Below are 25938 nucleotides of genomic sequence, written 5' to 3'. Positions count from 1 at the left end.
GGTCTTACTATGGATACTAAAAAACTACTTAAGCACGTGCCCTGGGCCTTACTCGGGATCCTCGGTGCTTTCTGTCTGGCGGTTGTCGCATTACGCCGGGGCGAACACGTCAGCGCCCTGTGGATCGTGGTCGCGTCGGTCTCCGTCTACCTTGTGGCCTATCGCTACTACAGCTTGTACATCGCGCAGAAGGTCATGAAGCTCGACCCGACGCGCGCCACCCCGGCGGTCATTAACAATGACGGTCTGAACTACGTGCCAACCAACCGCTACGTGCTGTTTGGTCACCACTTTGCCGCTATCGCCGGTGCTGGCCCGCTGGTCGGCCCGGTGCTGGCCGCCCAGATGGGCTACCTGCCGGGTACGCTCTGGCTGCTGGCGGGCGTGGTGCTGGCGGGGGCGGTGCAGGACTTTATGGTGCTGTTTATCTCCTCGCGTCGTAACGGCTCGTCGCTGGGTGAGATGATCAAAGAAGAGATGGGCCGCGTGCCGGGCACTATCGCCCTCTTCGGCTGCTTCCTGATCATGATCATCATCCTCGCGGTGCTGGCGCTGATCGTGGTGAAGGCGCTGGCCGAAAGTCCGTGGGGCGTCTTCACCGTCTGCTCTACCGTACCGATTGCGCTGTTCATGGGCATCTATATGCGCTTCCTGCGCCCTGGCCGCGTGGGTGAAGTGTCGGTCATTGGTATCGTGCTTCTGGTCGCCTCCATCTACTTCGGCGGCGTGATTGCGCACGACCCGTACTGGGGCCCGGCGCTGACCTTTAAAGACACCACCATCACCTTCGCGCTGATCGGTTACGCGTTCGTTTCCGCCCTGCTGCCGGTGTGGCTGATTCTGGCTCCGCGCGACTATCTGGCGACCTTCCTGAAAATCGGTGTCATCGTCGGGCTGGCGATCGGGATTGTGATCATCAACCCTGAGCTGAAAATGCCGGCGGTGACGCAGTACATTGACGGCACCGGTCCGCTGTGGAAAGGCGCCCTGTTCCCGTTCCTGTTTATTACCATCGCCTGCGGCGCCGTGTCTGGCTTCCACGCGCTGATCGCCTCCGGCACCACGCCGAAGCTGATGGCTAACGAAACCGACGCGCGCTTTATCGGTTACGGCGCGATGCTGATGGAGTCCTTCGTGGCGATCATGGCGCTGGTTGCGGCCTCGATTATCGAGCCAGGCCTGTACTTCGCGATGAACACCCCACCGGCGGGTCTGGGCATCACCATGCCAAACCTGCATGAGATGGGCGGGGAAAATACCGCGCTGATCATGGCACAGCTGAAAGAGGCCAGCGCACACGCGGCGGCGACCGTCAGCTCCTGGGGCTTCGTGATCTCGCCTGAGCAGATCATGCAGACCGCGAAGGACATTGGCGAACCGTCCGTGCTGAACCGCGCAGGTGGCGCGCCGACGCTGGCCGTGGGTATCGCACACGTGTTCCACAAAGTGCTGCCGTGGGCGGACATGGGCTTCTGGTACCACTTCGGTATTCTGTTCGAAGCGCTGTTCATCCTCACCGCGCTGGATGCCGGTACCCGTGCGGGCCGCTTCATGCTGCAGGATCTGCTGGGCAACTTCGTGCCGTTCCTGAAGAAAACCGACTCTCTGGTAGCGGGTGTTCTGGGTACTGCCGGGTGCGTAGGGCTGTGGGGCTACCTGCTATATCAGGGCGTTGTTGACCCGCTGGGCGGCGTGAAGAGCCTGTGGCCACTGTTCGGTATCTCTAACCAGATGCTGGCAGCCGTTGCCCTGGTGCTCGGTACCGTCGTCCTCGTGAAGATGAAGCGCACCAAATACATCTGGGTGACCGTGGTTCCTGCGCTGTGGCTGCTGCTCTGCACCACCTGGGCGCTGGGCCTGAAGCTGTTCAGCACCAACCCGCAGCTGGAAGGCTTCTTCTTCATGGCTAACCAGTACAAAGAGAAGATTGCCGCAGGCGGCGCGGATCTGACCGCACAGCAGATTGCCAACATGAACCATATCGTGGTGAACAACTACACCAACGCGGGTCTGAGCATTCTGTTCCTGGTGGTGGTGTACAGCATTATCTTCTACGGCATCAAAACCTGGATGAAAGTGCGCAACACCGAAGGCCGTACGGATAAAGAGACCCCGTACGTGCCGGTGCCGGAAGGCGGCGTGAAGACCTCTTCACACCATTAATCTGGTTGTATTCAGCCCCGCTCCGGCGGGGCTTTGTTCTTATCAGGATGGACTATGTTTGGTAACTTAGGCGAAGCAAAAAAATACCTCGGTCAGGCGGCGAAGATGCTGATTGGCATTCCGGACTATGACAACTACGTTGAGCATATGAAGACCAACCATCCGGATAAGCCGTATATGACCTACACCGAATTCTTCCGCGAGCGTCAGGAAGCGCGCTACGGCGGAAGTGGAGAAGGCGGCGTTCGCTGCTGCTAAAGGAGAGACCATGACCCCGATTGCCGTTACCCTGCTGACCGGTTTCCTCGGCGCCGGTAAAACCACCCTGCTGCGCCACATCCTGAACGAGCAGCACGGCTTCAAAATCGCCGTCATCGAAAACGAATTTGGCGAAGTCTCCGTTGACGATCAATTAATCGGAGACCGCGCCACGCAAATCAAAACCCTGACCAACGGCTGCATCTGCTGCACCCGCTCTAACGAGCTGGAAGACGCCCTGCTGGACCTGCTCGACAGTCGCGAGCGCGGGGAAATTGACTTCGACCGCCTGGTGATCGAGTGCACCGGCATGGCCGACCCCGGCCCGATTATTCAGACCTTTTTCTCGCACGATATTCTTTGCCAGCGCTACCTGCTGGACGGGGTGATTGCCCTGGTAGACGCGGTCCACGCCGACGAGCAGATGAACCAGTTCACCATTGCCCAGTCTCAGGTAGGCTACGCCGACCGCATTCTGCTCACTAAAACCGACGTGGCGGGCGACAGCGAAAAACTCCGCGAGCGCCTGACGCGCATCAACTCGCGCGCGCCGATTTATACGGTGACGCATGGCGATATCGATCTATCCCAGCTGTTTAACACCAACGGCTTTATGCTGGAGGAGAACGTCACCACGAAACCGCGCTTCCACTTTATGGGAGACAAGCAAAACGACGTGGCGTCGATTGTGGTGGAGCTGGACTATCCGGTGGACATCAGCGAGGTCTCCCGCGTGATGGAGAACCTGCTGCTGTCGTTTGCCGACAAGCTGCTGCGCTACAAAGGCATGCTGTGGATCGACGGCGAGCCGAACCGCCTGCTGTTTCAGGGCGTACAGCGCCTGTACAGCGCCGACTGGGACCGCCCGTGGGGCGATGAAGCGCCGCACAGCGTGATGGTGTTTATTGGTATACAGCTGCCGGAAGAAGAAATCCGAGCAGCGTTTGCGGGTCTGAAGAAATAACCACCTTGCTTCCCCTCTTCCCTGTGGGGAGAGGGGAAGGATGAGGGGTAAACTTATTTCAACGCCTCCGGCAGCGTCACAATCCACAGCTCGCTCTCTGACTCCGGCTTCTTCAGCGGCTTCACGCTGAGCGTAGTTTCCACCGATTTATCATCCAGCGTCAGCTTGCCTTCCTCGTTAACCCGATAGTCCTTGAGCTTTTTGCCCTCGACCGGATGCTGCATCGCCACCTTCACGCCAAAGTCGTTATCGTTCGCCACCGCAAGCCGTTTGCCGTCGATCAGCGCCAGCCCTTCGGCCTTCTCCTGCTTCCAGCCCAGCGCGCGCAGATCGACGACCTGCGTTTTTGCAGCAAGGGTAATGCCGCGCTGTGCCAGGGTTTTCTCATCATCAAACTCCGGGTACTCGCCCGGCTTGTCGAAAGCGGTCAGGTCGCTCGCCTTGCTGAGATCCACCTTGTAGATAAGGTTACGCATCGCGTCATTTTTATCCTCACCCTGTTCAATCAGCAGGATGTGCTGGTCGTCCAGCGCCACGATGTCGCCGATTTTGGCGTCGCTGTTTTTGCTGTAGGCCGCGCTGTCGATGGGGTAGCCGTACATCGCCGTTTTCCCGGTCGCCGGGTCGAAGCTGACCAGACGCGTAAACAGCGCCTGCTTTTTGCTCTTACCGTCGATATCCAGCGTGCTTTGCACGGCGGCGATAATCCGCCCGTCCGGCATCCGGGTCAGGCCTTCAAAGCCCCGGTTCGGCTGGCGCCATTTGATAACGTTTGGCAGACCGCCCGCGATGGATTTTTCCCCTTCCGCCGCCTGAGGCCCGTAGATCGCCAGAATTTTCCCTTTGCTGTCAACGTTAATCAGGAACGGGCCATACTCGTCGCACAGCCAGAAGCCGCCCTTGCCGTCCGGGGTGATGCCTTCCGTGTCCAGCCCGCGGTTGTCACCCTTCAGAATTTTGAGGGTATCGCTGAACGCCACCTCATTGGTGGCTCCAATCACGCCGCTTTGCAGCGGCAGGCCGTTAATCTCGCCTTTATCATCATGCAGCGGGCGGGCATCCGTTGCCTCCGCTTTGCCGTTCTGAACGCGGATGGTCATCAGCAGCGGCGCGAAATCCGGCGTGACAAAAATTTTGGCTTCGTTTTTACCCATTTTGGGCGCATCGGCGTTAGGACCGCGATCGGTCACGGTCGCGAAGGTCAGAGCATCGCCCTGCTTGCCCGTAAACAGCAGGCCGGAGCCAATCCCTACCGGGAGTCCATTCGGAAACGCACCGGCAAACGCGCCGCTGTATTTCACGTGTGAGCCGTCAGGGAAGCTGACAACATAGTGCTCAGCCGTGGGCTGCGCCGCCAGGCCAGAGAAAGAGAGCGTACAGCCGATAAGCACAGGAATGATTTTTCTTTTCATATTGTTAGCATCCGGAAAGTGAAGCCCACAACGTAATGAACAAACGTGTCAGAAAAATGACATGGAAAGGAAACGTGGCCGGACATCTGAACGAATAATGACCATAAAAATGTAAAAATTTGTTTTTTTATGTGATTTTAGAAATGGAATTGGAAATTATTAGAAGCGCAATTAATGCATCTCAAATCACTATCCCTGCCTCGTTCAGATTTCGTTTAGTCAAAAAATTAAACTGTTCCTCAACACCTCAAATTTGCGCGTTGACACACCGACAACCCAACTTAAGCGTTACAAATAAAGATAAAAGAATTAACAATTACAGCATGAAAAGTCGATTTGCATCACATTTGCAGTCATAAACATCGCTTGTTAAGGTGCCCCCAGATTAATTTGATGATGAGGCACGAAACATGAAAAAACTGAACATTCTTCTTCTTTCTGCACTGACCGCCATCTCGGGTTCCGCACTGGCAATGGGCGGCAGCATTGAGCAAGGTAAAAACTTTACCAACCTCAACCTGGAAATGGGCAAATCCTCATCCGGTGTTTATCTCGAAAGTAACTGGCTGAAAAACACCGACGACGGTACCCAGACCGGTGGCGTGGGTGCAGGCTACAACCTGGAAGTGGGCCCGGTGATGCTGAATGCGGGCGCAAAAGCCATCTACATCGGCCCGAAAAAAGGCGATAACGGCGTGGCCTTCCCGATTGGCGGCGGCGTAAACGTTGCGCTGACCGACAGCATCCACGTCTATGGCGAAGGCTATGCGGCACCAGAAGGCCTGAACAATAGCGTGAAAAACTACGTTGAAGCTAACGGCGGCGTAAGCTGGACCCCAATCAAACCGGTTACGCTGAAAGTAGGCTACCGCCACGTGAGCGTTGACGGTAAAGATGGTCGTCCAAACCACACCCTGATTGATGGCGCATATGTCGGCGGTGGAGTTAGCTTCTGATGAAACACCGCATTACCGCGCTTTGCGTTCTGAGCCTCACGCTGATGCTCACCGGCTGCGTCCAGTACAAATGGGTAAAACCGGGCGTGAGCGACGCTGAGATGAATAAAAAGCTCACGGAATGCGAAGCGCAGGCCCTGATCGATCTGCCTCCGGATAACGTAGTGACCGGTTCGAGCTCGGAAAAAACGGACAAAAAGAACAAGAAAAAGGATATTTCCACGAGCTACACGGTTGAAGACGCGAATGAATATCGCCGGGATACGTTAGTCGACAGCTGCATGTTCAAAAGCGGCTGGGACAAGATCGAAGTACAGTAATCAACTGAAAAAACCTGCCAACCGGCAGGTTTTTTTATTACCTCTTACTTACGCACCACCACCAGCTTCTGGTTCACAAACTCTTTGATCCCCAGATCCGACAGCTCGCGTCCGTAGCCGGAACGCTTCACGCCGCCGAACGGCAGCTCCGGCGCGGTATCGGTGAGCCAGTTGATGTACACCATCCCGGTCTCGATCCGCGACGCCATTTTCTTCGCGCGCTCGATGTCCTGGCTGAACACCGCCCCGCCCAGGCCGTAGTGGGAGTCGTTCGCCAGCGCGACCACCTCGTCGTCGTTTTTCACCACGTACATCTGCGCAACCGGGCCGAAGAACTCTTCGAAGTACGCCGGGTTATCGCGGGAGATATTCGTCAGGATCGTCGGTTCGAAGAAGCTCCCGTCGCGCTGCACCGGCTTGCCGCCAAAGTGCAGCGTGGCACCGTTTTTCACCGCCTCGTTAACCTGTTTGGTCAGCGTTTCCAGCGCATCTTTAGAAGAGAGCGGCCCCAGCGTGGTGCTCTCGTCCAGCGGATCGCCAATCTTCACCTGCTTAAACGCCTCGGTAAATTTGCTCAGGAAGGCATCCGCAATCTTTTCATGCAGGATAAAGCGCTTCGCCGCGGTACAGACCTGCCCGGCGTTGTTGAGCCGCGCATTCACGCCAATCTTAACCGCTTTATCCAGGTCCGCGTCGTCCAGCACCACGAAGACGTCGTTACCGCCCAGTTCGAGGGTCGATTTCTTAATGTGCTTCGCCGCCTGCGCGGCCACCACGCTGCCCGCCTTTTCGGAGCCGGTTAGCGCTGCGCCCTGCACGCGATCGTCTGCGATGATATTCGCCACCTGTTCGGACGAGATAAACAGGTTCGTCCACGCCCCTTCCGGCGCGCCCGCCTCGCGCACCAGATGCGCAAAGGTCTCGGCGCAGTGCGGCACGATGCTGGCATGCTTGGCGATAACGGGGTTACCCGCCGCCAGGTTTGGTGCCAGGACGCGCATCAGCTGGTAGTACGGGAAGTTCCACGGCTCGACGGCCATCAGCACGCCGATGGGGTGATGCTCCACCCACGCTTCCCCAAGTTCAGAGTCGTACTTCACCGGGGCGAGGAACTGCTTCGCGTTGTCGGCGTAGTAGCGGGCGATCTGCGCGCAAAGCTTCACCTCGCCGCGGCTCTGTTCGATGAGCTTACCCATCTCCTGGCTGGCGATTTTGGCCAGATCCTCCACGCGCTCGTCGATCAGGTCGGCAAGCTTATGCAGCACCGGCAGGCGCTGGCTGATGTCGCCTTTCGCCCATTCCGAATGGTAAAGCGCATCGGCCGCCTTCAGCGCCGCTTCGATATCCGCGTCGGTATGTGAGGGGTATTCTTTGATGAGCTGGTTAGTGGCAGGATTTACTGTCTGATAAGCCATATCGAATCTCCATGTTTTACCGCTTAGGGTATTAAGGGTAGTCAACATGACTGGCTGTGGACGTAAAGTTGGGTATATCCGGAAGGTTCTGAGTTAAGCAGTGCCGGACGGTTCGCTGACGTGGTATAAAAAACGTCCAGAAGGAGTTTCCATGACCGATACCCGATACGTTCGCCAGACTTTTCACCGCGCCAGGGGCCTTGAGCTGCGCAGCACTTGGCAAAGCACGCAGGCGTACAAACGCCACAGTCACCCTCAGCTCTCCATCGGCGCGATTGTTGAGGGCCAGACCTGCTGCGTGTGCCATGACCAAGAGTACATTCTTCATCCCGGGGACCTCATTGCGATCCCGGCTTATGTGCCGCACAGCTGCAACCCCGTCGACGGGCAGCCGCGCAGCTACCATATGCTCTATATCGACACCGATCTTCCTCTGGCGCTACAGGTGATTCGTAACCCTGCCCTGTTTGCCCATTACCTGGACGTCGTTAAGACAATGTCTCCAGCGTCCGTGGAGGCGCTGCTTTCTGCCCTGCCCCGCAGCGCGGATAACGCAGACGCGCTTCGGCCAACCAGCCAGGAGGTTCAGGAGGCGTTTCTTGCCGACCTGGTCGCACCGCCTTCGCTTGACGAACTTGCCCAACGCTTCTCGCTGCGCAAGGAGACGCTGATCCGTACCTTCCGGCAGGACACCGGCCTGACGCCGGGCAGCTTCCTCAACATCTCCCGCGTGGAGTTCGCCAAAGCGCGGCTACGTGCCGGGGACGATATCGCCGACGTCGGCTACCAGAGCGGCTTTGCCGACCAGAGCCATTTTCATAAGACCTTCGTCAGCTATACCGCCGCCACGCCGCGCCAGTACGCCACGGGCCGATCAATATCAGACAATAAATAGGTTCTGCAGCGCCGTAGCCTGTCCTCAGATGGTTAACTGAGGTCGCTATGGAACTGTTATTCCCTTCCGCTTTTCTCGCTCTGGTGCTGGCGCATTTTGTTGCGCTGTTGAGCCCGGGTCCGGATTTTTTCCTGCTTGTGGGCTACGCGGCGCGCTACCGACTGCGCGGCAGCGCCGGGCTGTGCGTCGGCATCGCCGCGGGTAACGCGCTCTATATTGTTCTGGTGATTATCGGCTGGAGCGCGCTGCGCCAGTTTACGTGGCTGTTTACGCTTATCGAGGTATGCGGGGCGCTGTACCTGCTGTGGATCGGCTCGCATCTGGTGCGCAGCCAACCGCAGGCGCTTACGCTTGCAGAAACCCGACAGCGGTGCCCTTCTCTGATCAAGCAGATCCTGCTGGGGCTGGGATCGGCGCTGTTAAATCCAAAAAATGCGCTGTTCTACCTGGCGCTGATGACGGCGTTACTCGGGCCGGACGTCACGCTGCTTCAGCAGGCGACCTGCGGCGTCTGGATGGTGATGGTGGTGCTGGCGTGGGATCTGGCGCTGGTGTCGATGATGGGGCTATCGGCGGTGCAACAGAAGCTTAGCCGTTCGCTGTGGTGGATTGAGCGCACGGCGGGCGTGGTGCTGATGGGGTTTGGCGGGTGGGTGCTGTGGCGATTTTTGCACTTTTCCCCCGCTTCCCTCTATCCTTAACCCATGGAAAAAATCGCTGAACTCAAACGCGCCAAGCTGCTGGCGCTGTCGCTGCTGCTGATTGCCGCCGCGGCCTTTGTCACCACCCTCTTCCTGCCGCAGACCTTTTGGGTGCGCGGCGTCAAAGCCATTGCCGAGGCGGCGATGGTCGGCGCGCTGGCGGACTGGTTTGCCGTCGTCGCGCTGTTCCGCCGGGTTCCCATTCCGTTTATTTCGCGCCATACGGCGATTATCCCGCGCAATAAGGACCGAATCGGCGACAATCTCGGCCAGTTCGTGCAGGAGAAGTTTCTTGATACTCAGTCACTTGTGGCGCTTATCCGCCGCTATGAGCCAGCGCAGATGATTGGCGCCTGGTTCAGCAAGCTCGACAACGCCCAGCGCGTCGGGCTGCATCTGATGCAGGTGATGAGCGGTTTTCTCGAGCTGACCGATGACGGGCGCATTCAGCGCCTGCTCAAACGCGCGGTGCATAAAGCTATCGACAAGGTCGATTTCACCGAAACCAGCGCCGTCATGCTGGAGAGCATGACCAAAAACAACCGCCATCAGGTACTGCTGGACGCCATCATCAACCGCCTGATTACCCTGATTCAGCGGGAAAGCACGCGGGAGTTTATTGCCGATCAGATTGTCCACTGGCTCAAAACCGAGCATCCCCGCAAGGCGATGGTGCTCCCCACGGAGTGGCTGGGCGATCAAAGCGCGGAGATGGTGTCGAACGCGGTGAATACGCTGCTGGACGATATCAGCCACGACCGTACGCACCAGATCCGCCAGGCGTTTGACCGCGCCACGCTGAAGCTTATCGACAACCTGAAAAACGATCCGGACATGGCGGCCAAAGCCGATAACATCAAGCACTACCTGAAAAACGATGAGGCGTTTAACCGCTATCTGGGAGAGATGTGGGCTGACCTTCGCCAGTGGCTGAAGGCGGATATGCAGAGCGAGGATTCGCGCGTGAAGCAGCGCATCGCCAACGCCGGGCTGTGGTTTGGCGAAACGCTAACAAACGACGCCAGCCTGCGGGCGTCGCTGAACGAGCATCTGGAGCAGGCCGCGCACCGCCTCGCGCCGGATTTTGCCGCGTTCCTGACACGCCACATCAGCGACACGGTGAAAAGCTGGGATGCCAAAGACATGTCCCGCCAGATTGAGCTGAACATTGGCAAGGATCTGCAGTTTATCCGCGTCAACGGCACCCTGGTGGGCGGGACGATTGGCCTGATCCTGTTTTTACTCTCGCAGCTGCCTGCCGTGCTGGGACATTAATCCGCTTTAGGCGGCGCGATGACGTAGCGCGTCGCCTCGAAGCGGTTCAGGATCAGGTGCACCAGAAAGACCATCGTCAGCGTCGCCACCAGCGAAAAGGTCACGGAGGTGATGCGATAGAGATCGCTGAACACCAGGTCGCTGTCCGGGTGCATGTTCTGCCCGAACATAATGCCGATGGTCGTGATGCTGGAAAACCCCACGCCCGCGCCCACTTTCTCCATCACGTGCAGCCGCGCGCCAAACGCAAGGCCGAGGCCAATCAGCGGCATCATCAGCAGCATATGGCTGCTGTGATCGTAGAGGATAAGCTGCACCACCAGAATGTAGAGGCAGCCCAGCACTACCCCGACCACGCGCCAGATGGAGCTCATCACCGCGCCGCGATAGTGCATAGGGAACAGGATCAGAATCCCTGCCATTAGCGCCGAGAGCGAATCGCTTAAGTCGCTAATCTGAAACACCACGAAAATCATCGTCGCGACGCTGCCGGAGAGCAGCGACTCGTGGCGCACGCGGGCGTCGTCTTTCTCAATCAGCGGCGGCGGCTTGCGGGGCTCCACGTCCGGCAGCAGGTAGTTCATCAGCGCGCTCAGGCACACCGCCATCACGCTCGCTTCAATGTTGGAAAACAGCAGCGTGTGCCAGTTGGTGGTGGGGTAACTCATAAAGTTGAGCATCACGCTCTGGCACACAACGCCCATCGAGCCGAACAGGAACAGCGGCCCTTTGCTCATAAAGCGAAAACGCATCACGTAAAGGGCAAATACCACCAGCGTCATGATGACCGGCCATTGGGAAAGATAGCCGATGATAATCACCATTTCGACGCAGTTCAGCGATGCGCTGAAGATAAACTGCTTCGCCACGTGGCGGTTAAACACTGGCACCAGCGAGAGGAGCATGATCGGATAGACCACGAAAAACACGCCGTAGCTGGTGTTGTAGAAGCTCGATATGCTCAGGGCAATCATCCCGGCAAAAACGATGCGCAGGGTCTGGCGAAAGTCGTTTGCCGTGTAGACGATGTTGCCGTGCGGGGTAAAGACCCGCGCCAGCGTATTAATAGACATAGTGAAGCAGGCTCACCAGGTGGATCTGCATTCCGGAGAAGAAGCGCGCAAACGGCCCTTCGCTGTTGTAGAGCTGCACGGTCGCCCGCGCGCCGGTTGGCAGCGGCTTCGGCAGCGGCTCATCCAGCGTGACGTGAATGCGCATGCGCTGAGCGTCTCGTACCCAGCGGTTAGAGGTCTCCGGCTGGGAGAGCTGGCCGTTAACCGCCTCCTGGCCTGCGAGGATCCCCGCGTCGCTGCTGGCCACGTGGGCGCGGAACACCTGCCCCGGGAAGGCGTCAAACACTACTGCGGCATCGGTGCCCTGACGGGTATGGCGCAGGCTCTTCTCACGGAAATCGGCCACGATATCGGTCTGGTTGTTTACCAGCGCCAGCGCGGCGGAGCCGGATGAGGCGTAAAAACCGGGGCTTAACTGCAGGTTACTGACCGTGCCGTCCGCCTGGGCGTAGACCTTTGTCCAGCCGAGGTTCAGCTCTGCTTCATCCAGCGCGTTGCGGTATTTTTGCAGCGTCACGTTGCGGTGTTCTTCGCGCTCGCCGCGCTGGATGCGCAGGTTCCGGATGTTGGCCTGAATCGTGCTGACGGACTGCTCGCTGCTCTGCCAGGCGGTGCGGACCTTATCCAGATCCGCCTGCGAGACGTTCTGTAACGTGCTCAGCTTCTGATAGCGTTCGAAGGTCACCTTGTCGTTACGCGCGGTCAGCACCGCGGTTTTCAGGCTGGCCTGCGCGGCGGCGATCTTCGCGTCCAGCTGTTCGTTAGAGAGACGCGCCTGCTCCAGCGCGATTTGCGCCGCTTCCACTTTATTGCGAAACGGCGTGTCGTCGAGCTCAAACAGCAGATCGCCTTTCTTCACCTGGCTGTTGTTGTGGACATGTACCGCCGCCACGTAGCCGGAGACGCGCGGAGAAACCGGGGTTACCACGCGCATGACGGTGGAGTCCGGCGTCAGCGGGATCCAGATATCCGCGACGACAAAATAGATAAACATCAGCAGGAAAGAGGCAATACTCACCCTTACCCAGCGGGCAAACTTTTGTTCAGGGGTCATTATTTTTCGGTCTTGTTGTCTTCTTCGCGGATTGTCCGCAAATTGCAGGCGATTTGATTTAACGTGGCGCTGAAAATCTCGATATGCTCCGGCGCGATGTGTTGCGATACGCGAGCCTGATAGGTCTCAATCACCTGAGTGAGCCTTTTTAAAATGGTTTTTCCCTCAGGCGTCAGCGTCAGAAGCCGGATGCGCTTGTCATAAGGCGATGTGGTGCGCAGCAGGTAACCCTGTTTTTCCAGCTGTGTCAGGGTGCGCATCAGCGGCGGCAGTTCAATACCCTGCACCTCCGCCAGCTCACTCATTGAGACGTTATCCCCGAGCTGATGAAGCTGCATCATCACCGTCCAGCTCGACTGGGTTAAGCCGGTATCGAGAATGGCATCATCGATCACCGCACGCCACTGGCGCACGATCATCGCCATCCGCATGCCCATCGGCCTGCGGCTAAACAGCGCTTCTTCACTCATGGGGAAACCTCTCGTCACACGCGGTCAAGATAATAGTTATCAGGGTAAGTATCAAGAAACGCGAGACGAAAGAGCAGGAATTGCGAAAACGATGTCTCCCTCTCCCTGTGGGAGAGGGTCGGGGTGAGGGCACCAGCCCGCAGTGGAGTTTAGCGGCTAAAATGCCTCCTGACGGCACTTTTTCCCGAAGCCGTCACCACCACCTCCCTGTACCCCGCCACCCGCTGGATCCACCCTTTGCTTTCCAGATGAATAAGCAGCGCCGCGCCAGCTTCGCCTCCGAGGTGAAACCGCCGCTCGCTCCAGTCCAGACAGGCGCAGCAGGCCTTGCGGCGCGGATGAGCGCTTAACGACACGCCGAGCTTCAGAAACTGCTCCCGGCCATACAGCGTGAGCGCTGAACCGTCTGCCTCCAGCCAGCCTTCCGCCTGCATGAAATCGTAGATCTTTACCGCCACCGCGCCCGCCAGATGATCGTAGCAGGTGCGCGCCTCCCGCATGGCCTTCGGCGCGGTGGTTTCCGGCGGCGCAATGCGGCTCCAGGAGAGCCCCATCATCTGTTCGATCAGCTCCGCCACGTCGTGCCCCGCCAGACGATAGTAGCGGTGCCGCCCCTGAGACAGACAGGTAATCAACTTTCCCTCCACCAGCCGGGCGAGATGCCCGCTGGCGGTCGACGGGGCGACGTCTGCCGCGGTGCTCAGTTCGGTGGCGGTCCACGCCCGCCCGTCCATCAGCGCGCACAGCATCTTCACGCGCGACGGATCGGCCATTGCCGCCGCCACCGCCGCAATGGCCTGCTCCAGCGCCGCGCCGTTATCAGTCGGTAAGCTTGTCTTTAACATGTGCTGCCCAGGGTTCGGTGATCTCTGCGGCCAGCTTATCATCATCCGTCAGCAGAATAAGGTGATTCGCATGGTCGCTGTACTGGGTAAGAACAGACACGCCGCGTGCCGCCAGCGCCGCCGCAATTTCACCCAGCTCGCCGGGACGCGACTGCCTGAGTTTTCTGATAACCGGCCTGCACACCGCCTGCACGGTAAACCCGGCCTCCACCAGCACGCGGCGGGCTTTTTCCCCGTCCTCCACCAGGAAATGGGCATCGGTACCGAATACGCCGCCCCCCTCAAGCCCTACGCCGTTGCGCCCCAACAGCTGTCCAAAGCGCGCCAGCTCGCCGGGCCCGTCGCGGAAAATCACGTGAACGTCATACATTCGCGCGCCCTCCCGTTTCGGAACTGTACTCCCGCACCAGCTGCGCCACGCGAATACGGTAGAAAGAGAAAATCGACTCCCGCCCTTCGGCCTGCGCCGCCTGATGGAAGACGTTCTGCTTCCAGCGGCGGACGGCCTCTTCATCCCGCCACCAGGAAAGGGAAAGAATTTTGCCGTCGGTCGTCAGGCTCTGGAACCGTTCGATATCGATAAAGCCGTCGATGTCGGCCAGCAAAGGCTTAAGCTCTGCGGCAAGTTGGAGGTAGCGCGCCTGATGGGCAGGCGCGGCTTTGGCTTCGAAAAGGACTGCGATCATGATGGTCTCTCCGCTGTGATGTTGAGGAGAGAATGCAGGATGGAAAAGCACAATGCTTCGGTAAAGAGCGAAGCTTTAGCCCAGAACCGACCTCGGCTCCATAAACGCGCGGATCCCCCACTCGCCCATCTCGCGCCCCACGCCGGAGTGCTTAAACCCGCCGAACGGCGCTTTCGGTTCATGGGCCAGGGTGTTCACCAGTACGCGACCGGAAACAATCTGCTGCGCCACGCGGCGCGCGCGGTCCGCACCGCCCAGCACCACCGCGCTCAGGCCGTAGTCCGTGTCGTTGGCAATGGCAATCGCCTCCGCCTCGTCACGATAGGGAATTACGCACAGCACCGGGCCAAAAATCTCGTCGCGGGCAATCGTCATTTGGTTGTTCACGTCGGCAAACAGCGTCGGGCGCACAAACCAGCCGTCCTGCGTGCCTTCCGGCCGCCCCTCGCCGCCCGCCAGCAGGCGCGCCCCCTCTTCGACACCTTTGCGGATATAGCCCTGCACCCGCTGCCACTGCTTTGCGCTGACCATCGGGCCGACGTCCGTTGATTTATCGCGCGGGTCGCCGGAGTTCACCGTCGCCACGGCCTGCGCCAGCGCGGTTTCGATCTCCGCCTTACGCGAGTAAGGCACCAGAATACGCGTTCCGGCCACGCACGCCTGCCCGCTGTTCATAAACCCGGCCTGAATCACCAGCGGGATCGCCTGCGCCAGATCCACGTCATCCAGCAGGATCGTCGGCGATTTCCCGCCTAACTCCAGCGTCACGCGCTTAAAGCTTTCCGCCGCGTTGCGCAGGATCGCCTTGCCGGTATGCGTCGAACCGGTAAACGAGATTTTTGCCACGTCCGGATGGCGGCTGATTGTGTCACCGACCGTCTCACCCCGCCCGGTGACGATGTTAAACACGCCCGGCGGCAGAGCCGCATCGCGCAGCGCTTCGGTGACAATCTGCGTTTGCAGGGCGCTCATTTCGCTCGGCTTGATCACCGCCGTACAGCCCGCGGCCAGCGCGGCCGCCAGCTTGCCGCAGATAAATCCTGCGTCGCTGTTCCACGGCGTAATCAGTCCGGCCACGCCAAGCGGCGTCATCTGCACCGTGGCTGCGCCCGCGTGGGTGACGAATTCAAACGCCTCCAGCGCCTCAATCGCCTGAGCAATCACCTCCGCCGGATAGCTGGCCATCCACGCCGAGCGCGAGGCGGGCGCGCCGTACTCTTCGATGACCGCTTCCAGCAGCTCGTCGTGACGAGCGGCCACGGCGGCGTGCATACGTTTTAGCGCGGCAATGCGCTCCTGCTTTGTCGTCTGCGACCACGCGGGGAACGCCGCTTTTGCCGCCGCAACGGCGCGCGCTGCGTCAACCTCATCCGCCAGGCGTACCTGCCCGATGACCTGCGCCGTCGCCGGGTTGTATAAATCAAACCGTTCGGTGCCGTGCGGGGTAACAAATTCGCCGTTAATAAAGATCTGTTCGATAGTGTGCATATAAACCTCCTCAGGCTGTGTGAGCACAGTCTGGCACGGCTTCTCCGTTGCGATAATCCACGCTATGCTGCAAGGGTTGTTTCGATTTTCAGGATAATCTATGCATCGTTCAGGTCTGACAGAGCTGGAAGTGGTTATGGCGGTGGTGCGGCGCGGCAGCTTTCGCGGCGCGGCGCAGGAGCTCGGCATGTCCGCCACGGCGGTCAGTAACGCCATCGCCGGGCTGGAGAGCCGCCTGGATACTCGCCTCTTTAACCGCACTACCCGCAGCGTGGCGCTCACCGACGCCGGACAGCGCTACGTGGCGCGCGTTGGCCCGGCGCTGCAGGAGATCCGCCTCGCCAGCGAGGAGATCCACAGCGACACCGGGGAACCCGCCGGCACGCTGCGTCTGAACGTGCCGAACCATATCGGCACCCTGTTTCTGGACCAGCTGCTGATCGACTTTATGATCCGCTACCCGAAGATGCGCGTGGAAACCGTCAGCGAAGCGCGCATGATTGACATCGTCGCGGAAGGCTACGACGCGGGGATCCGCCTCGAGGAGTCCGTGCCGCAGGACATGATCGCCGTGCCGCTGACCGGCGAGATCCGCCAGCTGGTGACCGCCACGCCGGACTATTTTGCCCGTCACGGTACTCCGCAGACGCCGGACGATCTGCTTTCACATCAGGGGATCGGCATGCGCATGGCCCACGGCGGGATCTACCGCTGGGAGCTGGCGCGTCGGGGGGAAACGTACGCCCTTGCCGTACCGCCACGCTTTGCGACATCCGATCTTTTCGCCTCGATCCGCGCCGTAAAGGCGGGATTAGGGGTAGGATTTTTGCCGGAACTGTATATCCGGGAAGAGCTTGAGAATGGAGAGCTGGTGAGCGTTTTAAACGACTGGGCGCAGCCCTTTGCCGGGCTGCGCCTGTATTACCCCGGCCATCGCCACGTCCCGCCGGGACTGCGGGCGCTGGTGGCGATGATCCGCGAGCGCGGGATTATTCCAGGTTAGCCTTATTCAGCCCGTAAGCCGCGTCCAGCGAGCCCGGCGCCATGCGGGAGGTGATCCCAAGACGGTTCCAGGCGTTGATCGCCACGATGGCGAAGTTCAGCTCTGAAATCTCCACGTCCGAGAAGTGCTCCGCCACGCTGCGGTACAGCGCGTCGCTCACCCCGTGAACGCCAATCTGGGTCAGCGCTTCGGTGAAGGCCAGCGCGGCTTTCTCGCGGGCGCTGAACAGCGGGGACTCGCGCCAGGCCGCCAGATGGTACAGGCGCAGCTCGCGTTCCCCGGCGATTTTGGCCTCTTTAGAGTGCATATCCAGACAGAACGTACAGCCGTTCAGCTGCGACACGCGAATGTCGATTAGGTGCTTCAGCGCCGGGTCGATGGAGGTTTTTGCCACCTCCATGCTCAGGGCAGACAGCGCGTTGGCGAGGGCAGGTGTAACTTTATGGTGGTTAACGCGAGTGCTCATTGTCTTTCCTCTTTTTGTGCGGCATGTGCCGTGCGATGAGGCAAATCTACGCCGTTCATGACATAGTAAAAAGATACAAAAAGCGTGAAATGAGGTAGGACATGAAGCCGGGCTATCACGACATTTATACCCGCTATCGCGACAACATCACGCGCGGCGTGCTGAAGCCGGGCGATAAGGTGCCTGCCATCCGCGTGCTGGCGGAAGAGCTGAAGGTGGCGCGCAAAACCGTCGAAACGGCGTATGCCATTCTGACGGGTGAAGGGTATCTGGTGAGCCAGGGCGCGCGCGGCACGCGGGTCAACCCGGATTTACTGCTACCGGATAACAATGCCCCTGCAGAACAGCCTACCGGCACGCTTCCGGCCTCGCTTATCAGCCAGCGCGAGCGGGCCGGTTTTCTGCGCCCCGGCATCCCCGCCCTCGACAGCTTCCCGTATAAAAAATGGCTGCTGCTGGCGGGCCAGGCGACGCGCGCCATGCGTCAGGAGGAGATGCTCAACCCGCCCGTCCTGGGCTGGTATCCGCTGCGGCAGGCCATCGCCAGCTATCTCAATATCTCACGCGGCTTGTCCTGCACCGCCGAACAGGTGCTGATCACCAGCGGCTACAGCGGCAGCCTGCGGCTGATCCTTGACACCCTCGCCAGCCGCAGCGACAAGGTGGTGTTTGAAGATCCGGGCTACTTTATGGGTCAGCAGTTGCTGAAGCGGATCGTGCCGCGCCTGCATACGGCGCCGGTCGATCGCTGCGGCATTGATACGGACTACCTGCTTCGTCACCATCGTGATGCGCGTTTTGCCATCGTCACCCCCTCGCACCAGAGCCCGCTGGCGGTGACGCTCTCCCTGCCGCGCAAGCAGCAATTGCTCGACTGGGCCAGCCAGAACGAGGCGTGGATTATCGAAGACGATTACGACGGGGAGTTTCACTACACCCGCAAGGTGCTGCCGTCGCTGAAAAGCCTCGACCAGCACGACCGGGTGATCTTTATGGGCACCTTCAGTAAAACCATCATGCCGTCGCTGCGCATGGGCTACGTGGTGATGCCCGCCAGCACCGTCGGGGCCTTTACCGACTGCGCGGATATCACCACCAGCGGCCAGCCGGTGCTGACGCAGAAGATCCTCACCGCGTTTCTCAACGAAGGGCATTTTTTCCGCCATCTCAAAAAGATGCGCGCGCTGTACCAGACCCGCCGCGACTGGATGATTGCCGCCCTGCACGAGGTGTATGGCGATCTGTTTTTCACCGAGCAAAACGACGGCGGGATGCATATCGTGGCGTTTCTCACCAAAGGAAGCCGTGACCGGGAAGTCGCGCGCTGCTGGCAGGAACAGCGGCTGCAGGTCAATGCGCTCTCGGAGTGGTATCGCGGGTCGGGCAAACGCTACGGGCTGGTAATGGGCTATAACAACGTGCGGTCGTATCAGGAGGCGGTGGAGCTGCTGGAAAGGCCGAAACGGCAGACGCTCGCGCTGTTGAGGTGAAAAACGCCGGGTGGCGGCTGCGCCTTACCCGGCCACGGTTTAAATATCATTGCGGGATAACCCTACGTCCTTCAGCTGCGCGTCGCTCATCTGACTCAGGATGCGGCGGGTGCGGTTGATGCGGTACCAGTTACCCAGCGTTTTTGCGATCCAGACAAACACAATAAACGGACGTTTTGAACGATTTTCGTAGAATTCCATGATGCTCTCCTCACTGTGCCAGTGGGGTTATCATCCTGGAAATCGACCTGCGCAATACAGATGCAAAAACAACTTTTGTTTAACATACAGATCCGCTAAAACGGTATCTGCATGCCGTTTTTTGCGGCAATCTGTACTGGTTTAATGCTCTGTATGGTGAAAACAAAGGATACAGCATGACGCGCTATCAACACCTCGCCAACCTTCTGGCAGAACGCATTGAACAAGGGCTGTATCGCAGCGGCGAGCGTCTGCCGTCGGTGCGCGCCCTGAGCCAGGAGCACGGCGTGAGCATCAGCACCATACAGCAGGCCTACCAGATCCTCGAAAACCTTCAGCTGATCACCCCCCAGCCGCGCTCCGGCTATTTTGTCTCGAAACGAAAAGCCCAGCCGCCCGTCCCGGCGATGACGCGCCCGGTACAGCGCCCGGTGGACGTCACCCAGTGGGATGAGGTGATGATGCTGCTGGACGCCCGCGCCGACAAAGAGATGATCTCCTTTGGCGGCGGCTCGCCGGACATTAACCAGCCGAGCCTGAAGCCCCTGTGGCGCGAGATGAGCCGCCTTGCGCAGCATAACCCAAGCGAGATGCTGAGCTATGACGTGCTCGACGGCCGCCTTGAGCTGCGCGAGCAGATCGCCCGCCTGATGCTGGACGGCGGCTCGACCGTCTCGGCAAGCGACATTGTGATCACCAACGGCTGCCACGGCGCGCTGTCGATTGCCCTGCTGTCGGTGTGCAAACCGGGGGACATCGTGGCGGTGGAATCGCCATCTTTTCACGGCACCATGCAGATGCTGCGCGGGTTTGACATCAAGGCGATTGAAATTCCCACCGACTCTGAAACCGGGATCAGCATCGAGGCGTTAGAGCTGGCAATGGAGCAGTGGCCGATCAAGGCGGTGATCCTGGTGCCCAACTGCAATAACCCGCTCGGGTTTATCATGCCGGAAGCGCGGAAAAAACAGGTTTTAGCCCTCGCCCAGCGGCACGATATCGTGATTGTGGAGGATGATATCTACGGTGAGCTGGCGGCGGAGTACCCGCGCCCGCGCACCATTCACTCGATGGACATTGATGGCCGCGTGATCCTCTGCAGCTCGTTTACCAAAACCGTGGCGCCGGGCCTTCGCGTCGGCTGGATTGTGCCGGGACGCTATTACGACCGGGTGATGCACATGAAATACGCCGCGGGCGGGTTTAACGTGCCGGGCACCCAGATGGCGGTGGCGGCGTTTATTCGCGACGGCCATTACCATCGCCACGTGCGCCGTATGCGCCAGATTTATCAGCAGAATATGGAAACCTACACCTGCTGGGTGCGGCAGTATTTTCCAGCGGAGATTTGCGTCACGCGCCCGCAGGGAAGCTTCCTGCTGTGGGTTGAGCTGCCGGAGAAGGTGGATATGGTGTGCGTCAGCAAGCAGCTGTGTCGGCTGAAGATCCAGGCGGCGGCCGGGTCGCTGTTTTCCGCGTCAGGGAAGTACCGCAACTGCCTGCGGATCAACGTGGCGCTGCCGCCGACGGATAAGCATCGCGAAGCGTTGAAGAAGATGGGCGAGGCGATTGTGATTGCGATGGAGGAGTAGCACGTTTTTTAGCGCCGGTGGCGCTACGGAATAGAGTAGGCCGGGTAGGCGAAGCCGCCACCCGGCAAAATCAACGACTCAGAACTTCCACGAAACGCTGCCCACAATGCTGCGTTCTGCACCGAAGTAGCAGTAAGAGAGCGAGTTACACGCCGCAACGTAGCTTTTGTCCGTCAGGTTATTGACGTTCAGCTGCGCACTCACGCCCGTAAGCCCCACTTTTGACAGGTCATACCCCACGACCATGTCCACCAGCGTGTACGATGGAAGCGTATGGGTGTTCTGGCGATCGCTGGCGATCCCGTTGACATAGCGCACGCCGGAGCCGACGGTCAGGCCGTCCAGCGGGCCGGTTTTGACGTCGTAGCTCAGCCAGGCGCTGGCCATGTTACGCGGGGCATAGACGGCGCGCTTGCCCTCCTCTTCCGGGCTGCTCTTCTTATAGCGAATATCCGTGTAGGTATACGCCGCCTGCATGCGCAGGCTGTCGGTCAGCTGACCAATCGCCTCCAGCTCAACGCCTTTGGATTCGATTTCACCGATGGAACGGTACGGATCGGTCGGCTCCTCTTTAGTGGCAATGTTCTTCTGGTTAATGCGGAACACCGAGGCGCTGAACTGGCTGTTCATCCCTTCTGGCTCATACTTCACGCCCGCTTCCCACTGCTTGCCCTTCATCGGATCCAGGATATTGCCCTGCTCGTCGGCAAAGCTGGTCGGCGTAAAGGCGGTGGAGTAGCTGACGTACGGCGCAACGCCGTTATCAAACAGATACAGCAGCGCCGCGCGGCTGCTGAAGTTGTTTTTATCCAGATCGCTGCGGGTGTGGTTAAAGTTGTCGACGTTCGACACGCTCACCTGGTCGTAACGCCCGCCGAGCGTCAGGCGCCAGCGGTCAATGGACATCTGATCCTGTAGGTAGTAACCGGTCTGGCGAAGCTTATGCTTTTCCCTGCTGTACTGGGTGATGTAGTCCGGCTTCGCACCGTAAACCGGGTGGAAGGCGTCAATCGGCGGGAAGCCGCCATAGTAGCCGGTCACGTTGTTGGTGCGGTCCTGGTAGTCCATGCCGATCAGCACGCGGTGGTTCACCGCCCCGGTGTCGAAGCTGCCGTCGACCTGGTTATCCAGTGTGATGGCGTTCATCTTCTCGTCAGAGCCGGAATAGCCGCGGTTCAGCTCGGTGTCATTCAGCCAGCCTGCGGCATACACCTGGTTCAGCTCCACTTTGGTGTGCAGGTAGCGCAGCTTCTGGCGCACGGACCAGCCGCTGTCAAACAGGTGCTCAAGGTTATAGCCGACCATATTTTCCCGACGATCGTACTTGTCGTATTCGTCTTCACCTTCAAAGAACGTGTTGGAGATTTTCTTCCCGCTGTGCGGCACAACCGTGCCCTCATACGGCAGGCCGGAGTGGCTGCCACCTTCCGGATCGCGGTGCAGGTAGGCCATCAGATCCAGACGGGTGTTATCGGTGATACGCCAGGTCAGGCTCGGCATCAGCGCGTAACGCTCTTCCTTCAGCGGATCGAACTGGGAATCGGCATAGCGGGTCATCCCGCTGAGGCGCACCGCCACGCGGTCGTTATCATCAACCGGGCCGGTGACGTCGAACATCGCCCCACGCTGGCTATTGTTCCCGGCGAAGAGCTTGATCTCCCCGCCCGGATCGAACGACGGCTTACGGGAGGTAAGCGCCACAATCCCGCCCGGCGATGAGCGGCCATAGAGCACGGAGGCAGGACCGCGCACGACTTCGATACTGTCCAGGAACCACGGGTCAACCACCAGCGAGCTGTGGGAGTTGGTGTCGCCCATCATCTTCAGGCCGTCCAGGTAGACGTTGTCCAGGCTGCCGTCAGAGAAGCCGCGCAGCACCATGTAGTCAAAGCGGTTAGACGCCCCAATCTGGTTGCTGTAGACCCCCGGCGTGTAGCTCACGGCCTGACGCACGCTGGTTGCGCCCTGCTCTTCGAACTGCTCGCGCGTGACGATAGAGACCGACTGCGGAGTTTCAATATCCGGCGTTTCAAGCTTGGTGGCCGCAGACTGCATCTGCGAGGTCACCACCACGGTGTCAGTTTTTTGCGCATCCTGCGCCAGCAAAGGAAAAGCGACGCTACCGGTAACCCATCCCACCAGCAGTGCCAGACGCGATTTAACAAACATAACCCTCTCCAGAGATATTTCTTATTGTTAATAAGAATTATTACCTTTTTGAGGGTGCAAACAGCTATGCGCGCCGCCAGGTTATGTATGCGCAATGCTAAACCGCACGGGATACGTTCGCGCGATGGCCGAAATTACGTTAGCGGAGTTTGCGCACGTCACCCGGTGAAATCCCGTAATGACGACGAAACGCGGTGGCGAAGTTGGTGGCATGCTGATACCCGCACATCCACGCCGCCTGCTGCACGCTGTGGCCTTCCAGCAGATAGCGACGCGCCAGCGCAAGGCGACAGTCGCGGAGGTAATCGAAGAGCGTGCAGCCGTAGCGCTGACGGAACTTGCTGCGCAGGCTGCTTGGGCTCATTGCGGCAAGGGCTGCCAGCTGCGCGAGAGTATGATCCCGCTCAGGAGACTGTTCCAGCAGGCTCCGCACGCGTTCAAGACGCGCATGCTCAGGGCGGCTTGGGCAAGGCTGCTGGCGCTGGCTGAGGCCGTGGCCGAGCAGCTGGTACATCAGCCCCTCCAGCACCAGCTTGCGTGAGAGCACGCGTCCCCTCTGCCGCTGCGCATGCAGAATACCTGACATCACAAACTCGGGAACCTGCCAGACAAACGCGGGTGCATTCAGGCTTTGCCATTCCAGAAGCAATGAGTCAAGCAGGGCTTCACGTCCGGCATCGTGGGGATACACGCCAAACGAGAGCGTTTTCAGCGTGCTGTCGGCATCGTGACGCGCGCTCATTACCTGATCTTCACTCAGACGAGAGCTGAACGCCATGCCCGGGTGGACGGGATAATCGATACCATTGAGCGTGAGCGTCACGCACCCTTCCAGCACCACCAGCATATAGAGCGGGCTGCTGTGGCGGGAGGTGGTTTCATAGGGCTGTAATACACGTACGTCGGAATGGGTCAGCGAAATGCCGGACGAGAGCATCATCTCTTCAACATTCCCCTGCAACACGGGGCTGCCGCTGACCTGCGCCTCTTTTAGCTGGGGGAAACGGTAGTCGATGCCGTAGCGCTCGCCGAATACCTGAAAATCTTCAACAAAAAATATGCGTTTCGCTGATCTATTTTCACTCTGGAGCATCATTCGGGGCCTGCATCGGGGAAAGGGCAGGCAAAACAGTACCATCCCTTTGCAATGGCAGCAATCACCGGGCGCAGACATTATTACGCTCCGGACGAAGCCGGAGCGAAGTCATATATTTCCTTGCGAGAAATATATTTATGCTTCCTGCCACTCAGCAAAAACCTCTTTATGGTTTTTGGTCAGGACAACTTTATTATCTTCGACCTTATCGACCCAGCCGAGAGGAATAAAGTGGTGTTTGCCGCCCGATTCCGGATCGCTCTTCGCAAGCTTGATGCGCTCACCATCAAGATGGTCCACAACCCCGACGTGCGTTCCGCAGCTGGCGACAACCTGAGTGTGATCCTTAATTGCGCTTTTATCTACCATAATTATTCTCCTGTTTCGGTTATTTGCCTGTTGCACGAAATTAACTGTAGCGCATAAATTCAGGCTTAAAAGGCTTATTAGCATTTTGAAACATCATTGACAGAATCGAATATTATGTCTATTTAGCGCCGAAAGGAAAAAATAAGAATGAGATGAATTATTACCGACTGATTATTTCCCGTTCATAATTAAATTATCGCAACCAACGAGGAGGTATTTATGACGATTCGCAATAATAATCGGGCAGAAATTTCGCTGGCTCTTGGTGAAGCGGTCCTGGACATCGTGCAAAAAGGCCATGAGTTATCGCGAGAGAATCTCGCCCAGGCGATGAAAATCAAAGCGGAGAAAGAGCGCGACGACGAGCGGCTTTTGAACTACTGGAAGGCGTGTAATATGCTGGTTTGAACGTAGCGGCGTTTAGCCAGGCTAAACGCCGCCGGCTATTACTCGTCGAAGTACCAGTATCCCTGGTTAATCAAACCGGTCAGCTCGTCCACAAACGCCGGATTATTCAGCGCATCCCCCAGCTCGGCCTGGCCGAGCTCGGTGTAGCGGCACAGCGCGTCCGCCCCGTTCACATCCGCCGTTTCCAGCTGTTCGCTGTTAATAAAGAAGCTGCCGTTAACGTTCAGCACGCGCAGCCCGCTCAGGCGAGAGAGCGTTTCGCCCCCTTGCAGCGCGTCGAGCACCTCTTCCACTGAATACGGCGGCTCGGCGGCGGCGATATCCAGCTCGTGGCGCGGCGTGGAGACGAAGCTGCCAAACCATTTTGTGAAATCATCCGGCTTGCTGATCATGTCGATCATCATCTGACGAATGCGATCGAGCTCGTACTGCTCCACGCGGCCCGGGTGTTCGCGGCAGGTCAGATCCGGATCGCTGTAGTGCTCGCCGACCAGATCGTTTTCCAGCGCATAGTCGGCAAAGCTGCTGATCAGATCGCGACCGTTCGGCCCGCGGAAGCCAACGGAGTAGTTGAGCGCCGTTTCATGGGTAAAGCCGTCGTGCGGGAATCCAGGCGGAATGTAGAGGATATCGCCCGGGGCCAAATCTTCGTCGATGATCGGCTCAAACGGATCGACATGCAGCAGCGCCGGGTGCGGGCAGAACTGACGCATCGGCAGCTTGTCGCCCACGCGCCAGCGGCGGCTGCCCATCCCCTGAATGATAAACACGTCGTACTGATCGATATGTGGACCCACGCCGCCGCCCGGCACGGAGAAGGAGATCATCAGATCGTCCAGACGCCAGTCCGGCAGGACGCGGAACGGACGCACCAGCTCCGCGGCGGGCATATGCCAGTGGTTCACCGCCTGCGCCAGCAGCGACCAGCCGGTTTCGCCCAGATCGTCGAAGTGCTCGAACGGGCCATTGCTGGCCTGCCATTTGCCGTTAGCGTGGCTCACCAGACGGCTATCGACTTCCGGCTCCATCGCCAGGCCTGCCAGCTCGTCCGGGGTAATCGGGTCGACAAAATTCGGGAAGGCATTTTTCAGCACTACGGGTTGTTTTTGCCAGTATTTCTCAAGAAATTCCGGCCAGTTCAGGTTCAATTGATACGCCATGGGTAGCAC

27 protein-coding genes are annotated in these 25938 nt (G+C 59.0%); 12 read left to right on the top strand and 15 right to left on the bottom strand.

The genetic code is table 11. The annotated features are described in order from the left end of the window. Nucleotides 1–9 precede the first annotated feature (9 nt). From IB212_RS02955 to yjiA, 3 genes are read left to right on the top strand one after another with little or no spacing between them, the layout of a single operon-like run. Complete coding sequence (locus IB212_RS02955; RefSeq protein WP_028015394.1) at nucleotides 10–2163, top strand: carbon starvation CstA family protein; 2154 nt, start codon at nucleotides 10–12, stop codon at nucleotides 2161–2163. A gap of 54 nt (nucleotides 2164–2217) precedes the next feature. Next, nucleotides 2218–2421 (top strand): YbdD/YjiX family protein, encoded by a 204-nt coding sequence (locus IB212_RS02950; protein ID WP_003856610.1) that lies wholly within the window; start codon nucleotides 2218–2220, stop codon nucleotides 2419–2421. Between the two features lie 10 nt (nucleotides 2422–2431). Next, entirely contained in the window at nucleotides 2432–3385 is a 954-nt protein-coding gene (yjiA, locus tag IB212_RS02945; protein WP_041911320.1) for a GTPase, read from the top strand. A gap of 53 nt (nucleotides 3386–3438) precedes the next feature. Here yjiA and IB212_RS02940 read toward each other — a convergent pair whose 3' ends face one another. After that, nucleotides 3439–4797 (bottom strand): esterase-like activity of phytase family protein, encoded by a 1359-nt coding sequence (locus tag IB212_RS02940; protein ID WP_041911321.1) that lies wholly within the window; start codon nucleotides 4795–4797, stop codon nucleotides 3439–3441. 410 nt (nucleotides 4798–5207) lie between these two features. Here IB212_RS02940 and IB212_RS02935 point away from each other — a divergent pair, with 410 nt between their 5' ends. Then, entirely contained in the window at nucleotides 5208–5753 is a 546-nt protein-coding gene (locus tag IB212_RS02935) for a YfaZ family outer membrane protein (protein ID WP_028015391.1), read from the top strand. Next, nucleotides 5753–6073 (top strand): hypothetical protein, encoded by a 321-nt coding sequence (locus IB212_RS02930; protein ID WP_028015390.1) that lies wholly within the window; start codon nucleotides 5753–5755, stop codon nucleotides 6071–6073. The genes IB212_RS02935 and IB212_RS02930 overlap by 1 nt, the downstream gene beginning before the upstream one ends. Nucleotides 6074–6117: 44 nt before the next feature. Here IB212_RS02930 and IB212_RS02925 read toward each other — a convergent pair whose 3' ends face one another. Next, entirely contained in the window at nucleotides 6118–7488 is a 1371-nt protein-coding gene (locus IB212_RS02925) for an NAD-dependent succinate-semialdehyde dehydrogenase (RefSeq protein WP_041911322.1), read from the bottom strand. Nucleotides 7489–7639: 151 nt separating this feature from the next. Here IB212_RS02925 and IB212_RS02920 point away from each other — a divergent pair, with 151 nt between their 5' ends. Genes IB212_RS02920 through IB212_RS02910 form a run of 3 tightly spaced genes read left to right on the top strand, consistent with a single transcriptional unit; the run spans nucleotide 7640 to nucleotide 10359 of the window. Continuing rightward, nucleotides 7640–8383 (top strand): AraC family transcriptional regulator, encoded by a 744-nt coding sequence (locus IB212_RS02920; RefSeq protein ID WP_041911323.1) that lies wholly within the window; start codon nucleotides 7640–7642, stop codon nucleotides 8381–8383. Between the two features lie 47 nt (nucleotides 8384–8430). After that, a complete protein-coding gene (locus IB212_RS02915; RefSeq protein WP_041911324.1) occupies nucleotides 8431–9084 on the top strand; it encodes a LysE family translocator in 654 nt (217 codons plus the stop codon). Nucleotides 9085–9087: 3 nt separating this feature from the next. Continuing rightward, nucleotides 9088–10359: a DUF445 domain-containing protein gene (locus tag IB212_RS02910; protein ID WP_041911325.1), complete on the top strand. Its 1272-nt coding sequence runs from the start codon at nucleotides 9088–9090 to the stop codon at nucleotides 10357–10359. Here IB212_RS02910 and IB212_RS02905 read toward each other — a convergent pair. The 7 genes from IB212_RS02905 to IB212_RS02875 all read right to left on the bottom strand — a co-directional run bounded on the left by IB212_RS02905 (nucleotide 10356) and on the right by IB212_RS02875 (nucleotide 15975). After that, nucleotides 10356–11432, bottom strand: a complete 1077-nt coding sequence (locus IB212_RS02905) for a DUF2955 domain-containing protein (protein WP_041911326.1) — start codon at nucleotides 11430–11432, stop codon at nucleotides 10356–10358. The two genes, IB212_RS02910 and IB212_RS02905, sit on opposite strands and share 4 nt — an antisense overlap. Beyond that, nucleotides 11422–12489 carry an HlyD family secretion protein gene (locus IB212_RS02900; RefSeq protein WP_155963361.1) on the bottom strand — a complete coding sequence of 356 codons (1068 nt, stop codon included), beginning with the start codon at nucleotides 12487–12489 and terminating at the stop codon, nucleotides 11422–11424. The genes IB212_RS02905 and IB212_RS02900 overlap by 11 nt, the downstream gene beginning before the upstream one ends. After that, nucleotides 12486–12956: a MarR family winged helix-turn-helix transcriptional regulator gene (locus IB212_RS02895; RefSeq protein ID WP_041911328.1), complete on the bottom strand. Its 471-nt coding sequence runs from the start codon at nucleotides 12954–12956 to the stop codon at nucleotides 12486–12488. Before IB212_RS02895 ends, IB212_RS02900 begins: the two co-directional genes overlap by 4 nt. A gap of 149 nt (nucleotides 12957–13105) precedes the next feature. Continuing rightward, the gene (locus IB212_RS02890) at nucleotides 13106–13801 is read right to left on the bottom strand and encodes a helix-turn-helix transcriptional regulator (protein WP_041911329.1); all 696 of its coding nucleotides are present in this window, start codon (nucleotides 13799–13801) and stop codon (nucleotides 13106–13108) included. Continuing rightward, entirely contained in the window at nucleotides 13776–14171 is a 396-nt protein-coding gene (locus tag IB212_RS02885) for an amino acid-binding protein (RefSeq protein WP_041911330.1), read from the bottom strand. The genes IB212_RS02890 and IB212_RS02885 overlap by 26 nt, the downstream gene beginning before the upstream one ends. After that, nucleotides 14164–14487: an antibiotic biosynthesis monooxygenase gene (locus IB212_RS02880; protein WP_041911331.1), complete on the bottom strand. Its 324-nt coding sequence runs from the start codon at nucleotides 14485–14487 to the stop codon at nucleotides 14164–14166. The genes IB212_RS02885 and IB212_RS02880 overlap by 8 nt, the downstream gene beginning before the upstream one ends. Before the next feature lie 75 nt (nucleotides 14488–14562). Beyond that, on the bottom strand, nucleotides 14563–15975 hold the full coding sequence (locus IB212_RS02875) for an aldehyde dehydrogenase family protein (RefSeq protein WP_041911332.1): 1413 nt from the start codon (nucleotides 15973–15975) through the stop codon (nucleotides 14563–14565). Nucleotides 15976–16075: 100 nt separating this feature from the next. On the opposite strand from IB212_RS02875, the gene IB212_RS02870 reads away from it, so the two are divergent. Continuing rightward, complete coding sequence (locus IB212_RS02870) at nucleotides 16076–16978, top strand: LysR family transcriptional regulator (protein ID WP_041911333.1); 903 nt, start codon at nucleotides 16076–16078, stop codon at nucleotides 16976–16978. Here the strand turns inward: IB212_RS02870 and IB212_RS02865 are convergent. Further along, complete coding sequence (locus IB212_RS02865; protein WP_014882392.1) at nucleotides 16965–17444, bottom strand: carboxymuconolactone decarboxylase family protein; 480 nt, start codon at nucleotides 17442–17444, stop codon at nucleotides 16965–16967. The genes IB212_RS02870 and IB212_RS02865 overlap by 14 nt on opposite strands. Before the next feature lie 101 nt (nucleotides 17445–17545). Between IB212_RS02865 and IB212_RS02860 the strand changes: the two genes are divergently transcribed. After that, entirely contained in the window at nucleotides 17546–18934 is a 1389-nt protein-coding gene (locus IB212_RS02860) for a PLP-dependent aminotransferase family protein (RefSeq protein WP_041911334.1), read from the top strand. A gap of 39 nt (nucleotides 18935–18973) precedes the next feature. Here the strand turns inward: IB212_RS02860 and IB212_RS02855 are convergent, their stop codons facing one another. Then, nucleotides 18974–19135 carry a DUF1127 domain-containing protein gene (locus tag IB212_RS02855; protein WP_048339171.1) on the bottom strand — a complete coding sequence of 54 codons (162 nt, stop codon included), beginning with the start codon at nucleotides 19133–19135 and terminating at the stop codon, nucleotides 18974–18976. A 176-nt stretch (nucleotides 19136–19311) separates the two neighbouring features. On the opposite strand from IB212_RS02855, the gene IB212_RS02850 reads away from it, so the two are divergent. Further along, complete coding sequence (locus tag IB212_RS02850) at nucleotides 19312–20727, top strand: PLP-dependent aminotransferase family protein (protein ID WP_041911335.1); 1416 nt, start codon at nucleotides 19312–19314, stop codon at nucleotides 20725–20727. Nucleotides 20728–20805: 78 nt separating this feature from the next. Here the strand turns inward: IB212_RS02850 and foxA are convergent, their stop codons facing one another. The 3 genes from foxA to IB212_RS02835 form a co-directional block, all read right to left on the bottom strand. Further along, on the bottom strand, nucleotides 20806–22914 hold the full coding sequence (gene foxA, locus IB212_RS02845) for a ferrioxamine B receptor FoxA (RefSeq protein WP_155963362.1): 2109 nt from the start codon (nucleotides 22912–22914) through the stop codon (nucleotides 20806–20808). A gap of 121 nt (nucleotides 22915–23035) precedes the next feature. Further along, nucleotides 23036–23992, bottom strand: a complete 957-nt coding sequence (locus IB212_RS02840) for an AraC family transcriptional regulator (protein ID WP_041911337.1) — start codon at nucleotides 23990–23992, stop codon at nucleotides 23036–23038. A 135-nt stretch (nucleotides 23993–24127) separates the two neighbouring features. Continuing rightward, complete coding sequence (locus tag IB212_RS02835; RefSeq protein ID WP_003863067.1) at nucleotides 24128–24361, bottom strand: DUF2171 domain-containing protein; 234 nt, start codon at nucleotides 24359–24361, stop codon at nucleotides 24128–24130. Nucleotides 24362–24580: 219 nt separating this feature from the next. Between IB212_RS02835 and IB212_RS02830 the strand changes: the two genes are divergently transcribed. Beyond that, nucleotides 24581–24769, top strand: coding sequence for a hypothetical protein (locus IB212_RS02830; protein WP_028015370.1), 189 nt, complete (start codon nucleotides 24581–24583; stop codon nucleotides 24767–24769). 38 nt (nucleotides 24770–24807) lie between these two features. Here IB212_RS02830 and IB212_RS02825 read toward each other — a convergent pair whose 3' ends face one another. Continuing rightward, a complete protein-coding gene (locus tag IB212_RS02825) occupies nucleotides 24808–25929 on the bottom strand; it encodes a cupin domain-containing protein (protein ID WP_041911338.1) in 1122 nt (373 codons plus the stop codon). Nucleotides 25930–25938 lie beyond the last annotated feature (9 nt).

The organism is Enterobacter sp. E12 (genome assembly GCF_014596715.2).
Lineage (GTDB): Bacteria > Pseudomonadota > Gammaproteobacteria > Enterobacterales > Enterobacteriaceae > Enterobacter > Enterobacter bugandensis.
The sequence above is the reverse complement of the archived record's forward strand: the minus strand, read 5'-3'. Positions and strand labels throughout refer to the sequence as shown.

What these genes read in the sequence shown, in the direction of transcription:
- IB212_RS02955 (WP_028015394.1), top strand. Translation starts at nt 10, where the DNA reads ATGGATACTAAAAAACTACTTAAGCACGTGCCCTGGGCCTTACTCGGG.
- IB212_RS02950 (WP_003856610.1), top strand. Translation starts at nt 2,218, where the DNA reads ATGTTTGGTAACTTAGGCGAAGCAAAAAAATACCTCGGTCAGGCGGCG.
- yjiA (WP_041911320.1), top strand. Translation starts at nt 2,432, where the DNA reads ATGACCCCGATTGCCGTTACCCTGCTGACCGGTTTCCTCGGCGCCGGT.
- IB212_RS02940 (WP_041911321.1), bottom strand. Translation starts at nt 4,797, where the DNA reads ATGAAAAGAAAAATCATTCCTGTGCTTATCGGCTGTACGCTCTCTTTC.
- IB212_RS02935 (WP_028015391.1), top strand. Translation starts at nt 5,208, where the DNA reads ATGAAAAAACTGAACATTCTTCTTCTTTCTGCACTGACCGCCATCTCG.
- IB212_RS02930 (WP_028015390.1), top strand. Translation starts at nt 5,753, where the DNA reads ATGAAACACCGCATTACCGCGCTTTGCGTTCTGAGCCTCACGCTGATG.
- IB212_RS02925 (WP_041911322.1), bottom strand. Translation starts at nt 7,488, where the DNA reads ATGGCTTATCAGACAGTAAATCCTGCCACTAACCAGCTCATCAAAGAA.
- IB212_RS02920 (WP_041911323.1), top strand. Translation starts at nt 7,640, where the DNA reads ATGACCGATACCCGATACGTTCGCCAGACTTTTCACCGCGCCAGGGGC.
- IB212_RS02915 (WP_041911324.1), top strand. Translation starts at nt 8,431, where the DNA reads ATGGAACTGTTATTCCCTTCCGCTTTTCTCGCTCTGGTGCTGGCGCAT.
- IB212_RS02910 (WP_041911325.1), top strand. Translation starts at nt 9,088, where the DNA reads ATGGAAAAAATCGCTGAACTCAAACGCGCCAAGCTGCTGGCGCTGTCG.
- IB212_RS02905 (WP_041911326.1), bottom strand. Translation starts at nt 11,432, where the DNA reads ATGTCTATTAATACGCTGGCGCGGGTCTTTACCCCGCACGGCAACATC.
- IB212_RS02895 (WP_041911328.1), bottom strand. Translation starts at nt 12,956, where the DNA reads ATGAGTGAAGAAGCGCTGTTTAGCCGCAGGCCGATGGGCATGCGGATG.
- IB212_RS02890 (WP_041911329.1), bottom strand. Translation starts at nt 13,801, where the DNA reads ATGTTAAAGACAAGCTTACCGACTGATAACGGCGCGGCGCTGGAGCAG.
- IB212_RS02885 (WP_041911330.1), bottom strand. Translation starts at nt 14,171, where the DNA reads ATGTATGACGTTCACGTGATTTTCCGCGACGGGCCCGGCGAGCTGGCG.
- IB212_RS02880 (WP_041911331.1), bottom strand. Translation starts at nt 14,487, where the DNA reads ATGATCGCAGTCCTTTTCGAAGCCAAAGCCGCGCCTGCCCATCAGGCG.
- IB212_RS02875 (WP_041911332.1), bottom strand. Translation starts at nt 15,975, where the DNA reads ATGCACACTATCGAACAGATCTTTATTAACGGCGAATTTGTTACCCCG.
- IB212_RS02870 (WP_041911333.1), top strand. Translation starts at nt 16,076, where the DNA reads ATGCATCGTTCAGGTCTGACAGAGCTGGAAGTGGTTATGGCGGTGGTG.
- IB212_RS02865 (WP_014882392.1), bottom strand. Translation starts at nt 17,444, where the DNA reads ATGAGCACTCGCGTTAACCACCATAAAGTTACACCTGCCCTCGCCAAC.
- IB212_RS02860 (WP_041911334.1), top strand. Translation starts at nt 17,546, where the DNA reads ATGAAGCCGGGCTATCACGACATTTATACCCGCTATCGCGACAACATC.
- IB212_RS02855 (WP_048339171.1), bottom strand. Translation starts at nt 19,135, where the DNA reads ATGGAATTCTACGAAAATCGTTCAAAACGTCCGTTTATTGTGTTTGTC.
- IB212_RS02850 (WP_041911335.1), top strand. Translation starts at nt 19,312, where the DNA reads ATGACGCGCTATCAACACCTCGCCAACCTTCTGGCAGAACGCATTGAA.
- IB212_RS02840 (WP_041911337.1), bottom strand. Translation starts at nt 23,992, where the DNA reads ATGATGCTCCAGAGTGAAAATAGATCAGCGAAACGCATATTTTTTGTT.
- IB212_RS02835 (WP_003863067.1), bottom strand. Translation starts at nt 24,361, where the DNA reads ATGGTAGATAAAAGCGCAATTAAGGATCACACTCAGGTTGTCGCCAGC.
- IB212_RS02830 (WP_028015370.1), top strand. Translation starts at nt 24,581, where the DNA reads ATGACGATTCGCAATAATAATCGGGCAGAAATTTCGCTGGCTCTTGGT.
- IB212_RS02825 (WP_041911338.1), bottom strand. Translation starts at nt 25,929, where the DNA reads ATGGCGTATCAATTGAACCTGAACTGGCCGGAATTTCTTGAGAAATAC.